This is a genomic window from Microbacterium sp. Ag1, assembly GCF_001005635.1.
In the GTDB taxonomy this organism is placed as follows: Bacteria; Actinomycetota; Actinomycetes; order Actinomycetales; family Microbacteriaceae; genus Microbacterium; species Microbacterium oxydans.
The window spans coordinates 204,125-215,481 of record NZ_LBCR01000027.1; the positions used below are offsets into that span (position 1 = coordinate 204,125).

The 11,357-nt window shown below is 67.5% G+C and carries 13 protein-coding genes; 9 read left to right on the forward strand and 4 right to left on the reverse strand.

Annotated elements, in window-relative coordinates; translation table 11 throughout:
* Window positions 1–43 precede the first annotated feature (43 nt).
* The 5 genes from AAY78_RS07100 to AAY78_RS20165 all read left to right on the forward strand — a co-directional run bounded on the left by AAY78_RS07100 (window position 44) and on the right by AAY78_RS20165 (window position 8,047).
* Complete coding sequence (locus tag AAY78_RS07100; RefSeq protein ID WP_046747691.1) at window positions 44–1,048, forward strand: DUF1852 domain-containing protein; 1,005 nt, start codon at window positions 44–46, stop codon at window positions 1,046–1,048.
* 20 nt (window positions 1,049–1,068) lie between these two features.
* Window positions 1,069–2,103 carry a methionine synthase gene (locus tag AAY78_RS07105; protein WP_046747692.1) on the forward strand — a complete coding sequence of 345 codons (1,035 nt, stop codon included), beginning with the start codon at window positions 1,069–1,071 and terminating at the stop codon, window positions 2,101–2,103.
* Window positions 2,104–2,244: 141 nt separating this feature from the next.
* Complete coding sequence (locus tag AAY78_RS07110; protein ID WP_046747613.1) at window positions 2,245–2,994, forward strand: hypothetical protein; 750 nt, start codon at window positions 2,245–2,247, stop codon at window positions 2,992–2,994.
* Between the two features lie 389 nt (window positions 2,995–3,383).
* Complete coding sequence (locus AAY78_RS19215) at window positions 3,384–6,524, forward strand: DUF7507 domain-containing protein (RefSeq protein ID WP_197077677.1); 3,141 nt, start codon at window positions 3,384–3,386, stop codon at window positions 6,522–6,524.
* 122 nt (window positions 6,525–6,646) lie between these two features.
* Window positions 6,647–8,047 (forward strand): serine/threonine-protein kinase, encoded by a 1,401-nt coding sequence (locus AAY78_RS20165; protein ID WP_046747614.1) that lies wholly within the window; start codon window positions 6,647–6,649, stop codon window positions 8,045–8,047.
* A 14-nt stretch (window positions 8,048–8,061) separates the two neighbouring features.
* Here the strand turns inward: AAY78_RS20165 and AAY78_RS07125 are convergent, their stop codons facing one another.
* Window positions 8,062–8,496 carry a hypothetical protein gene (locus tag AAY78_RS07125; RefSeq protein ID WP_046747615.1) on the reverse strand — a complete coding sequence of 145 codons (435 nt, stop codon included), beginning with the start codon at window positions 8,494–8,496 and terminating at the stop codon, window positions 8,062–8,064.
* A 216-nt stretch (window positions 8,497–8,712) separates the two neighbouring features.
* Here AAY78_RS07125 and AAY78_RS07130 point away from each other — a divergent pair, with 216 nt between their 5' ends.
* Window positions 8,713–9,051, forward strand: a complete 339-nt coding sequence (locus AAY78_RS07130; RefSeq protein WP_046747616.1) for a DUF7882 family protein — start codon at window positions 8,713–8,715, stop codon at window positions 9,049–9,051.
* A gap of 68 nt (window positions 9,052–9,119) precedes the next feature.
* Here AAY78_RS07130 and AAY78_RS19885 read toward each other — a convergent pair whose 3' ends face one another.
* Complete coding sequence (locus tag AAY78_RS19885; RefSeq protein ID WP_164734118.1) at window positions 9,120–9,269, reverse strand: hypothetical protein; 150 nt, start codon at window positions 9,267–9,269, stop codon at window positions 9,120–9,122.
* 103 nt (window positions 9,270–9,372) lie between these two features.
* Here AAY78_RS19885 and AAY78_RS07140 point away from each other — a divergent pair, with 103 nt between their 5' ends.
* The 3 genes from AAY78_RS07140 to AAY78_RS07150 all read left to right on the forward strand — a co-directional run bounded on the left by AAY78_RS07140 (window position 9,373) and on the right by AAY78_RS07150 (window position 10,874).
* Entirely contained in the window at window positions 9,373–9,903 is a 531-nt protein-coding gene (locus AAY78_RS07140; protein ID WP_046747618.1) for a hypothetical protein, read from the forward strand.
* A gap of 65 nt (window positions 9,904–9,968) precedes the next feature.
* Window positions 9,969–10,265, forward strand: coding sequence for a DUF7882 family protein (locus tag AAY78_RS07145; protein ID WP_046747619.1), 297 nt, complete (start codon window positions 9,969–9,971; stop codon window positions 10,263–10,265).
* Between the two features lie 36 nt (window positions 10,266–10,301).
* A complete protein-coding gene (locus AAY78_RS07150; protein WP_046747620.1) occupies window positions 10,302–10,874 on the forward strand; it encodes a hypothetical protein in 573 nt (190 codons plus the stop codon).
* A gap of 50 nt (window positions 10,875–10,924) precedes the next feature.
* Here the strand turns inward: AAY78_RS07150 and AAY78_RS19705 are convergent, their stop codons facing one another.
* Both AAY78_RS19705 and AAY78_RS19710 read right to left on the reverse strand, forming a co-directional pair.
* The gene (locus AAY78_RS19705; protein WP_156172624.1) at window positions 10,925–11,095 is read right to left on the reverse strand and encodes a hypothetical protein; all 171 of its coding nucleotides are present in this window, start codon (window positions 11,093–11,095) and stop codon (window positions 10,925–10,927) included.
* A gap of 46 nt (window positions 11,096–11,141) precedes the next feature.
* The gene (locus AAY78_RS19710) at window positions 11,142–11,285 is read right to left on the reverse strand and encodes a hypothetical protein (RefSeq protein ID WP_156172625.1); all 144 of its coding nucleotides are present in this window, start codon (window positions 11,283–11,285) and stop codon (window positions 11,142–11,144) included.
* Window positions 11,286–11,357: the final 72 nt, after the last annotated feature.

The following is an 11,357-nucleotide window of genomic DNA, read 5'->3' on the forward strand; positions in this document are numbered from 1 at the left end:
GATCGAGGCCGAGCCCGGCCGATCTTCCACCGATTGGCCGCTCATGGCATCCGAATTCACGTTCCGCATCACGACGACCCGTTTCGACGAGGAATACTCGCCGTCCGACGACTCGCGCATCACCACGAACTTCGCCAATCTGGCGCGCGGCGAGCACCGTCAGCAGAACCTCCGCAACGCCCTGACGATGATCGACCGGCGGTTCAACGATCTGGCGCACTGGGACAACCCGAGCCGCGATCGCTACACGCTCGAACTCGAGATCGTCTCGGTCGCGATCCAATTCGCCACGGAGGGGGAGGATCGGGAGTTCCCTCTTCTCGAGGTGCTGGAGGTGACCATCGTCGATCGGTCGACGGGCACGCGCACCCAGGGCATCGTGGGCAACAACTTCTCGTCGTACATCCGCGACTTCGACTTCAGCGTGCGGTTGCCTGCGGCCACCGCGGCCGCGGGCGGCTTCACCGTTCCCGACGACTTCGGCGACCTGCACGGCAAGCTCTTCCAGCACTTCCTCGACTCCGAGGCGTACCGGGAGCGGTTCACGTTGTCGCCCGTCATCTGCATCAGCGTCTCGACGAGCAAGACGTACCGTCGCACCGAGAACCACCACCCGATCCTCGGTGTCGAGTACGAGCAGAAGGACGGCTCGCTGACCGACGAGTACTTCGGCAAGATGGGCCTCTCGGTCCGCTACTTCATGCCGCGAGGCAGCGTCGCCCCGCTGGCGTTCTACTTCCGCGGGGATCTGCTCAGCGACTACACGAACCTCCAGCTCATCGGCACGATCAGCACGATGGAGACCTTCCAGAAGATCTATCGACCGGAGATCTACAACGCGAACTCCGAGGCCGCGAGCATCTACCGGCCGACGCTGGAGCAGCAGGACTACTCGGTGACCAAGATCGCCTACGACCGCGAGGAGCGCAGCCGGCTCGCGGCCGAGCAGGGGCGGTACGCCGACGCGCATCTGATGACCCCGCACGGCGAGCTCCTCGAGAGGTGGGCCGCCGGCCGTTCCGCAGACTCGCTGGTGTCCGTCGGATGACGAACGGACGAGCCCCGATCATGACCGAGATCCTTCCCACCTCCATCGTCGGCAGCCTGCCGAAGCCTTCCTGGCTGGCCGAGCCCGAGACGCTCTGGTCCCCGTGGAAGCTGGAGGGCGATGCCCTGGTGGAGGGCGTGCAGGACGCGCTTCGCCTCACTGTGCACGAGCAGCGTCAGGCCGGCATCGACATCGTCAGCGACGGGGAGCAGTCGCGCCAGCACTTCGTCACGACGTTCATCGAGCACCTCTCCGGTGTCGACTTCGACCAGCGGGAGACCGTGCGGATCCGCGACCGGTACGACGCCAGCGTGCCCACCGTGGTCGGTGCCGTGAGCCGCGAGAAGCCCGTGTTCGTCGAGGACGCGAAGTTCCTCCGCCAGCAGACCGACCAGCCCATCAAGTGGGCTCTGCCCGGTCCGATGACGATGATCGACACGCTCTACGACCGTCACTACAAGAGTCGCGAGAAGCTCGCCTGGGAGTTCGCGACGATCCTCAATCAGGAGGCGAAGGAGCTCGAGGCGGCCGGGGTCGACATCATCCAGTTCGACGAGCCGGCCTTCAACGTGTTCTTCGACGACGTGCAGGACTGGGGCGTGGCCGTGCTCGAACGCGCAGCCGAGGGGCTGCGCGCGGAGACCGTGGTGCACATCTGTTACGGGTACGGCATCAAGGCGAACACCGACTGGAAGGCGACCCTCGGCTCGGAGTGGCGGCAGTACGAGAAGTCGTTCCCGCTTCTGCAGCAGTCGAGCATCGACACCGTCTCGCTGGAGAGTCATCACTCGCACGTGCCCCTGGACCTCATCGAGCTCATCCGGGGCAAGAAGGTCATGCTCGGAGCCATCGATGTGGCGAGCCCCACCATCGAGACTCCGGAGGAGGTCGCCGACACCCTGCGGAACGCCCTCCGCTTCGTCGACGCGGACAAGCTCGTGCCGAGCACGAACTGCGGGTTGGCGCCGTTGTCGCGTGACGTCGCCCGCGGCAAGCTGCGGGCGCTCAGCGCAGGTACTGCTCTCCTTCGCGAGGAGCTCGGCTCCGCGCTCTGATAGCCTCGAGCTTCCGTGCAGCAACCTGAGGAGGTGGTACCCGTGAACGAACTCACGTCGGTGCTCCTCCAGGGAGACACGGTCGGGCGATAGGTCGTCCGGGAGCGCCGCTTCTTCGCCGCACTCCCGAGAGGCACGACCATGCATTTCACTTCACGACGAATCCTCGACGACCGCGTCACCGAGCGCACGTTCACACTCGGCGACGTCTCCGGCATCCTGTGGACGCCGCCCGCCGCAACGCCGACCGCTCCCGTCCCGCTCATCCTCATGGGCCAGCCCGGCGGCATCGGCATGCGGCGCATGTATCCGAGACTGGTCGCGCGTGCCCGCAACGCCAGCGCGCAGGGCTTCGCCGCCGCGACCATCGAGCTGCCGGGGGCAGGCGAACGCGCTCCACTGCCCGGCGCCGAGCTCGCCAGGGCCGACCTCGTTCGAGCGATCACCGCGGGAGAGGAGCCTTCCGCGGATGTCGTGGACCGGCTGATCCTCCCTCTGGTCGACCGGGCTGTTCCCGAATGGCAGGCGACGCTCGACGAGGCCCTCGAGCTTCCGGAGATCGGCGACCGGGTCGCGTTCTCCGGAGGGGTGATCGCGATCGGCACCCGCCTCGCCGCGATGGATGCACGCATCGTGGCCGCCGGACTCTTCGCCGGCAGCTTCGTCCCACGCTCGACGATGGCAGAGGCCCGACGGGTGACGATCCCGCTGCACGTGCTGCTCCAGTGGGACGACGAGGGCAACGACCGCCAGATGGCACTCGACCTGTTCGATGCATTCGGCTCGACGGAGAAGACGCTGTACGCCAACATGGGCGGCCACACCGGAGTGCCGGCGTTCGCCGGGGAGGACGCCGCCCGGTTCTTCGCCCGTCACCTCGGGGGTGCGTGAGGGCAGGAGGCCGAGTGATCTGACCGGGGCGCGGAGGCGAGGCGCTCGCCGAGGGGGAGGGATCCGGCGAACGCCCCGTCTGCACCCGATGCCTGCGAGCGCGGCCCCCCACGATCTCGCGCTACGACCGGAGCACGATCAGGATGCGCCTGATGGAGCCGGAATGCAATGCACCTTCGTGTTTTCCTGCGCAGTCTGGACAAAAGTCATCATCGCTTTGGGGTCGCCTATCCTCGCGAATGGGTGGCTTCCTCTTGCACATAGCGAACGCCCAGGTCTACGCTCCGGCTGGGGGAGATGTCCGACCGGAATGAGTCGCGATGTCCAGTGGTGCGCAGTGGAGGAACAAGGTTCGGCGAGGTTCTGAGCGTCGCGGGTACGCGCGTTCGATGCTCGCGGCGATAGGGGTGCTGCTGCTGGGAGGCGGAGGAGTCCTCGCGGCTTCGGCTGCGGTGGCCGCGCCGGGGAGTCCAGGAGTTCCACAGGCGCCGGCCACCGCGGTGTATCTGGAGACCTTCGAGAATCAGACCGCGACCAACGGCATCCGCATCGGTCAGTACACGGGCGGTGCAGCGGCGAACACGGAGACGTACGTGACGAGTCCGAACTGGGCTCCGGTCGCCGACCAGTGCAACGGCTGGGTCCTGCGCTCGACGACACCGCGGAACGCGGCCGTGACCGGCGTCGATTCCGGCTGTGATGCCACGGCATGGGCATATCTCCAGGGCATGGCGACCGCGATCGGCCTGTACAAGGGCCAAGCGTTGGCGGCGGCTCAGCAGAACCAGATTCTGTCCGAGTACACCAACGGCGGCTCCGCGCCCGGTCCCGGCGTCGAGTTCCAGACTGCGAAGCCCATCACGGCAGGGATCGTTCCCGGACACTTCTACCTGATCAGCGCTATCTACGGTGCCGCGAACTGCGTGTCCGAGGGTCCGACACTGAACCGTGTCGATCCGCGGCTGAGTTTCAACCTGATCGTGAATCAGACGGGCAGCGGGCCTGCGCCGGGCACGGGAGGGGGCACGGTCACCACCCTCGCCAGCGGTCTCAACCCGTGCACGGACCCGGCAGCGCGAGAGATCACTGTGGGCGGGAGGCTCTTCCACGTCGCGGAGCTGCAGTCTGCGGGGTTCCGTGCGGACGCGACGACGACCTCGCTCGGCGTGCAGCTGTTCAATGCCGCCGGGGGCTTCCGCGGGAACGACAGCGGTTTCGACGATCCTCGCATCGTCGACGCGACGCCGCAGCTCGACAAAGCGTTCAGCCCGTCGACGGTGAAAGTCGGTCAGACCTCCACGCTGACATTCACCATCACCAATACAGACGACCTCGAAGCGAAGAACGGGTGGTCCTTCACCGATACCCTCCCGGCAGGGCTCCGGTTCGCGGGCGACCCCGCCACCGACTGCCCGGCGGGAGTGGCGACGGTCAACGGAACGACCGTGAGCGGGACCGGCAACATGGACGCTGGGACCGTCTCGTGCACGTTCACGGTTCCGATCACCTCCGATACCGAAGGCTCGTACACCAACGGCCCCTCGAACATCGGTCCGATCAGCGGGCTGCTTCAGCCCGGTAACAGCACGGTCGTCTTCACCACTGCTGACGCGCCCGCGATCAGTCTCGTGAAGTCCTCGAGCTTGACCGACCCGGCGCAGTACGTGCTGAACGCCCCCGTGACGTACTCGTTCCTCGTCACCAACACGGGGAACGTCGATCTCACCGCGATAGCAGTCACCGAGACGGCATTCAGCGGCACGGGTAGCCCCCCGGTCACTTCTTGTCCGCAGACCACGCTTGGTTCCGGCGAATCGATGACATGCACCGCCGGGTACACGCTGACACAAGCAGACATCGACGCGGGCGAGGTGACCAACACCGCGCAGGTGACCGGCACTCCACCGGAGGGTGATCCGGTCAGTGCGACCGACGATGCCGTGATCTCGGGGAGCGAAGCACCGCAGCTCTCTCTCGTGAAGACGGCTGACGCGAGCGGTGTGCAGTCGCCGACACGCGTGGGCGATCCCATCGACTACACGGTCCTCGTGACGAACACGGGCAACGTCACACTCACCGATGTCGCGGTGACCGACACGTTGCTCGGAGGCGCCATCGCTTACGCGTGGCCAGGCGTACCGGGAACCCTCGCTCCCGGCCAGAGCGTCACCGCCACCGGAACCCACGGCGTGACTCAGCCGGACATCGAGATCGGTGCGGTGACGAACACCGCCAGCGCGACCTCCCGAGACCCCGATGGTGCCGAGGTGCCTGCAGGGCCGCAGTCGACGACGACGCCCCTGAACCAGCTTCCTGTTCTCGCCCTCGAGAAAGAGGCGACACCGTCCTTCGGAACGCCGCCGGCCCCCGGCGAACTGATCACGTTCTCTTTCACGATCACCAACGACGGCAATCTGCAGCTCCGAGACGTCGCGATCACCGATCGACTCGCCGGCCTCTCTGCAATCGCCTACACATGGCCCTCCGATCTAGGCACACTCCCACCGGGTGCGTCGGCGACAGCCACGGCGACCTATGCGATCACCCAGGCTGACATCGATGCCGGTGTGGTGCTGAATTCGGCCATCGCCGATGGGACGACCGAGAACGGCGCGAACGTGCCATCGAATGAACCCGACACGGAGACACCGATCACCCAGGCGCCCGCCCTGACGCTGGTGAAGACCGCGGATCCTGCGGGGATAACCGAGCCGGCCGAGATCGGCCAGCCGATCGCGTACTCGTTCACGGTCACGAACGCGGGCAACACCACTCTCACGAGCGTCGCGATCACAGACCAACTCGCCGGCCTGCCGGCTCTGACCTATACCTGGCCCTCCGCGGACGGAGTGTTGCGGCCTGGGCAAGAAGCGACAGCGACGAGCACGTACCTCGTGACTGCGGCGGACATCGACAACGGTGAGGTCACCAACAACGCCACGGCCTCGGGGCAACCGCCCACCGGAGATCCCGTTTCGTCGGAACCGCAGACGACGACGACGCCGCTGATGGAGGCTCCGTCGATCGCCCTCGTGAAGACCGCGGACGCGGGCGGGATCACCGACCCTGCAGTACCCGGGCAGTCGATCATCTACTCCTTCACCGTGACGAACACGGGAGGTGTCGCACTGACGGACGTCACCATCACCGACGCGCTCACCGGGCTGCCTCCGCTGGTCTACACCTGGCCCGCCGTCGAAGGAGTGCTGCTTCCCGGTGAAGCGGCCACGGCGACGAGCACCTACGGCATCACCGCTGCCGACATCGACCGGGGGGTCGTGACGAACAACGCCATCGCGTCGGGTCAGCCGCCGACCGGGCAACCGATCGTGTCTGATCCGGCGACGACGACCACGGAGCTCAGGGTGATGCCTGTGCCCACCCCGACACCTGCGCCGCGCCCTGACGCCGGAGGGTTGTCGAACACCGGTGGCCCAGTGCCTGTCATCGCCCTCGCCGTCGCCGCAGGGCTGGTCGTCACGGGAACTCTCCTCGCCTCGGCTGCCCGCAAGAGGAGGATGCGCGGCTAGCGACCAGTCCGGATCCGTCCGGACGGTTCCCGCTCCTGTCAAGGCCCGATACGTCGAGGACGGATCATCCTAAAGTCATCGAATGCCGCCCTTGACCCGACGGGTGGCAGGAGGACTCGCCGATGATCGAAGACTCTGCGCCCACGGACTCTGCGCCCACGCAAGAGCTGCTGGGCGGGCGCTATCAGCTGCGGGAGTGCGTCGGACAGGGCGGAATGGCCCGTGTGTACCGCGCCGATGACGTCCTGCTCGGCCGGACGGTGGCGATCAAGCTGCTGAACGGGGGGAGCGAGGGCGTTCCGTCAGACCGTGCGCGCAGTGAGATGACGCTGCTGGCCTCGCTCAACCACCCCGCGATGGTCACGCTCTATGACGCCCAACTGGTGCCGGGCAAAGCCGAGTACCTGGTGATGGAGTTCGTCGACGGCCCGACCCTCTCCGCCCGCATCGCCCAGGGCCCCGTGCCGCCGACCGACGTGGCCATGATCGCCGCGGATCTCGCCGAAGCGCTGCATGTGGTGCACGGTGCCGGCGTGGTGCACCGCGATGTGAAGCCGTCGAACGTGCTGCTCTCGCCCACCTCGCTTCCGGGGAGCCGTTCGGGCGCGAAGCTCGCCGACTTCGGTATCTCCGTGCTCGTCGATGATGCCCGGCTGACGTCGCCCGGTGTCGTGATCGGCACTGCTGCGTACCTCGCCCCCGAGCAACTCCGGGGCGCGCCTCCTGCTCCGGCGGCCGACATCTACTCCCTGGGACTCGTGCTGCTGGAGGCGCTCACCGGGAAGCGGGCGTTCGGCCAGGCGGAGGGGATCGGCGCGGCGATGGCACGTCTGATCGAGGTCCCTGAGGTGCCGAGATCCGTAGGCCCGCAGTGGGCGGAGCTGCTGGCCCGGATGGTGGCGATCGCGCCCGAGGACCGGCCCAGTGCCGCTGCCGTGTTCGCCGCGGCGTCCATGCTCGCGTCTGCGCCGGCCATCCCGCCTCGCCCTCCCGTGCCCGTGATCGCCCCTCCGGTCCCGGCGATGAGCGCCGCTTCCGCTGCCAGCACCGCACCGACACTGCTCCTCTCCTCGAAGCCCTCGGACCGTGTGGTGCCCACGCGTCGCCCGACTCGACGGTGGGGAGTGATCGGCACCGCCGCTGCCGCGGTCGTCGCCGCCTCCGTGCTCGTGGGGGTGTGGGCGGCAGGTCAAGGGTTCGGAGACACCGGCGACCTGGAGACCGGCGATGTCGATTCCGTCGTCACCGAGCAGACGCCGGGAAGCTCGCCCTCGCCGGATCCGACACCGGATCAGGCTGACGCGCAGCAGGACACCTCGGGGACTGTCGTCCCCGTCGTCCCGGCTGAGAACACGCAGCCGACACACGTCGATCAGGTCGTCGATCAGACGAAGGACGAGCGCAAGGCGGCGGAGCAGGCGGCCAAGGACGAGCGCAAGGCGCAGGAGGAAGCCCAGAAGAAGGCCGACCAGGAGCAGGAGAGGGCGGACAAGGAGCAGGAGAAGCGGGACGCGAAGAAGTAGCGCCCCCGACCCGATCAGCCCGCGGCGGCGCGCTCGCCGTCGGAGTTCGGCGTCCAGCCGTACCAGCCGCCGTCCGTGGCCATCACGCTCCAGTCGCCGCAGACGAAGACGGTCTTCGCCTTGTACGGATCGGGGGCGCCGTCGAGCGTCCAGGACGGCGCCGACTGCCGCTCGACCTCGGTGCAGGCATCGGCGAGGTCGGAAGCGCTGGTGAGGAGGATGACCGCGTCCTCGGCCTTCTCGAGCGTCGAGGTGCGCACGGTGATCTGCGAGGAGTCTGCGGGAATCCAGTCCGCGTCGACCTCCGCCCCCTTCGCGAAAGCGGCCGCATCGTCGAAGGTGGAGGTGGACTGCTTGTGGACGATGCTGTCGAAGGCAGAGCATCCGCTGAGGGAGAGTGCGCCCGCGACGATCAGGGCGGAGGCGGCGAGAAGCGGTCGTACGTTCATGCCCCCAGCCTCGCGGCTGTGCCGGCCTCGCGGCATCCCTCGCGCGAGGTATCGGCGTACCTCGGACGGATGACTCGTGGGTCGTGTCGTGAGTCGTTCCGCGACGGTCGACGGTCCGGATGTCCCCCATGTGTGCGATGCTGGAGAAGACCACTCAGCGATCATCTCGGTCGCGCCTCTGGCACGGGTTCCCGTGGCGAAACAGAGGAGCGCCTCATGGGCAGGTTCATCTATGAAGGCGACGTCAAGACCGAGATCGAGGATCGTGCGCTGACGCACATCCAGCTCGTCATGACCGCGAAACTCCGTCGAGGCGAGCCGTTCGGTTTCAGCTGGAAGGAAGACGTCAGCATCGGCGGCGGACGCACGACCGTCTGGGTGCATGGCGGCAGCGCGCTCGTCTTCAAGTACAGCGGGAGTCGTCAGCCCTCGATCAATCGCGAGTGGATCGAAGCGCTTGCTTTCACCGCGAACTCGCCGAGCGGTCTGTATCTCGTGCCCGAGCCGGCGGACGCCGCGCCCCGCGAGCCGAACCGGGTGCTCGAGCGGGCCTGACCCAGAACGACGCATCCGCCCACAGTCGATTCGGCCGCGAACGGATGCGTTCGTCATCTGCCGGGGGTTCAGCCGCCGGACGGGTTCTCGAGCGGTTTCCCGTTCTCGTCGGTGGTCTCGTCCTCGAGCACCTCTTCGGTGTCCGGAGCGCCTCCCGATGCGGTGTCCGCCTCCTCATCGGGGCCGGGCGTACCCTGGGTGTTCTTCGGATCGCTCATGCTTCTCTCCTCTCGTCGGGACTGGCGACGGTAGTCCTCGGAGTCGATCGACATCAGGGGGTTGACCGGCCACGGGTGCAGGGGTGCTGATAATCTGCGGGCCATGCAGCCAGCCGAGGACGAGCGCACATCGCCGGGCGGAGAGTCGGCCGACCTCGTCACCGCCTCGATCAAGGAGCGGATCTACGCCACCTTCACCGGCCTCGCCATCGTGCTCGTTCAGGCCTCGAACGTCGAGCACACCAGCGCCGCGCGGGCGAGCATCACCCTTCTCGTCGGCATCGTCGCGATCGCGGTGGCCGGGTTCGTGGCAGAGCTCCTTGCCCACCTGGCCGTGCACGCGACCTTCCCTGATCGGCGGGAGTTCGGGCGGATGCTCCGCCTCACGAGCACGGCGATCGCCTCGGCGGCCATCCCGCTCCTTGTCCTCCTCCTCGCGGTGTTCGACTGGGTCGAGTTGGGCACCGCTCTCACGATCGCCTCGGTCGTCTACGTCGCCATCCTCGGATTGATCGGGTACGTCGCCGTCCGTCGCACCCGGGCGCCCTGGTGGAAGCAGGTGATCGCGCTGGGGATCCTGATCGCCCTCGGCGGGCTGGCCATCCTCATCCAGCAGCTCGCCCACGGGCACTGAGGGCTCTGCTCTCGCGTCGAGCGCCGGAACCCGAGAAATGTCCTGCTCCGGAGTAATCTCAGAGGATGGGAACTCTCGAGTACAACAGCTCTCGTCCTCCGATCAAGGTCGACGACGCGACGTTGGCGCACCTGAAGATCGTGATCGGCACGAAGCTGCGTCGACACGAGAGTTTCATGATGACGTGGCTGCCCGAGGAGAAGAACCCCGCCGGCCGTCTCACCATCTGGATGCACCCCGCCATCCCTCTGATCCTCGCGTTCGACGGCGCGACGATGCCCGAGATCGACACCAAGCGGATCGAGCGCATGATGGAGCACCTCAACGCGCGTGGTGAGCTCGTCCTCGACCAGCTCGGCTGAACTCGTCCGCTCGTCCCGCTTCCCTATAGTGGGGTCATGCGACGTCGCTCCGCCCTGGCCCTCGGTCTGTCCGCCGTCCTTCTGCTGACGGGGTGCGCCTCCGCGGTGGGCGACGGCTCCGCCGCGCCCACGTCCGAACCCACCGCCACGCAGAGCGCACCGCCCGCGGGAGTCGACGCGGCAGCCGAGGAGCAGGCACAGGGCTGGCTGGATGCGGCCGTCGTGCCGCCGGGGGCCGTGCGCGTGACCGAGAAGCCGGTCTCGTTCGGCTCCTACCAGGGGTGGCCGTGCCAGCCGGTCGCCCAGCTCGAGGGCTACTGGACCGTGGCCGACTCGACGGTTGCAGGGGCTGCGAACTGGTTGCGAGAGAACCCGACAGCGGATCTCGTCAGCACGGCATCGGGCATGGCGTGGCCCGAGGATCCGAACCTCGACGGCGTGCTCATCGGCTACATCCCCGCCGACGAATCGCAGCAGGGCGTCGTCTACACCGTCGCGAAGATGGACTCGGGCGTCGCGATCCGGGCGGAGGTCGCGGCCCTCAGCGCTTCGGCGACGTGTCCTTCCCTCGCGCCCGGAGAGATGCTGGGCAAGCCGGGACAAGGCTGAGCGCCCCCGCGGAAGTCCGCGAAGGCGCTCCTCTCACCTGCTGAAGGCCGTCAGTCTTTGCCGGGGTTCTCGGCGTCGGTGCTGTCGTCCGTGCCGGCGTCCTTGTCCGTCGGCGGCACGGACGGCGGGGTTCCCTTGCCGTCCTCGGCCCCGAGGTTGTCGTTGTCCTCCGGCCCGGGAGAGGGCTCGGTGCTGATGTCGTTCCGGTCGTTCGTGCTCATGGGATCCTCCTTGGTCGCTGGGGGTTCTCGACGCGCGTCGACGTTCTCAGGGCAGGTCTTCGACGCCGATGCCGTCGCCGTCCTCGTCGCCGTCGTCATCGATATCGTCGTCGGTCGATGGCATGTCCGGGTCGATGCCCTGAGCCTCGATTTCGGGAGTGTCGTCTGAGTGGTGCTGGGGATCTGACATGCGGGTCTCCGATCGATCAGTGGCTGGTCGACCAGTGTCGCCCGACTTCCGCCCGGTCCGTCTGCCCGTTGA

Excerpts from the sequence above, each read along its gene's own strand:
- AAY78_RS07100 (WP_046747691.1), top strand. The coding sequence starts at position 44 with ATGGCATCCGAATTCACGTTCCGCATCACGACGACCCGTTTCGACGAG.
- AAY78_RS07105 (WP_046747692.1), top strand. The coding sequence starts at position 1,069 with ATGACCGAGATCCTTCCCACCTCCATCGTCGGCAGCCTGCCGAAGCCT.
- AAY78_RS07110 (WP_046747613.1), top strand. The coding sequence starts at position 2,245 with ATGCATTTCACTTCACGACGAATCCTCGACGACCGCGTCACCGAGCGC.
- AAY78_RS19215 (WP_197077677.1), top strand. The coding sequence starts at position 3,384 with ATGCTCGCGGCGATAGGGGTGCTGCTGCTGGGAGGCGGAGGAGTCCTC.
- AAY78_RS20165 (WP_046747614.1), top strand. The coding sequence starts at position 6,647 with ATGATCGAAGACTCTGCGCCCACGGACTCTGCGCCCACGCAAGAGCTG.
- AAY78_RS07125 (WP_046747615.1), bottom strand. The coding sequence starts at position 8,496 with ATGAACGTACGACCGCTTCTCGCCGCCTCCGCCCTGATCGTCGCGGGC.
- AAY78_RS07130 (WP_046747616.1), top strand. The coding sequence starts at position 8,713 with ATGGGCAGGTTCATCTATGAAGGCGACGTCAAGACCGAGATCGAGGAT.
- AAY78_RS19885 (WP_164734118.1), bottom strand. The coding sequence starts at position 9,269 with ATGAGCGATCCGAAGAACACCCAGGGTACGCCCGGCCCCGATGAGGAG.
- AAY78_RS07140 (WP_046747618.1), top strand. The coding sequence starts at position 9,373 with ATGCAGCCAGCCGAGGACGAGCGCACATCGCCGGGCGGAGAGTCGGCC.
- AAY78_RS07145 (WP_046747619.1), top strand. The coding sequence starts at position 9,969 with ATGGGAACTCTCGAGTACAACAGCTCTCGTCCTCCGATCAAGGTCGAC.
- AAY78_RS07150 (WP_046747620.1), top strand. The coding sequence starts at position 10,302 with ATGCGACGTCGCTCCGCCCTGGCCCTCGGTCTGTCCGCCGTCCTTCTG.
- AAY78_RS19705 (WP_156172624.1), bottom strand. The coding sequence starts at position 11,095 with ATGAGCACGAACGACCGGAACGACATCAGCACCGAGCCCTCTCCCGGG.
- AAY78_RS19710 (WP_156172625.1), bottom strand. The coding sequence starts at position 11,285 with ATGTCAGATCCCCAGCACCACTCAGACGACACTCCCGAAATCGAGGCT.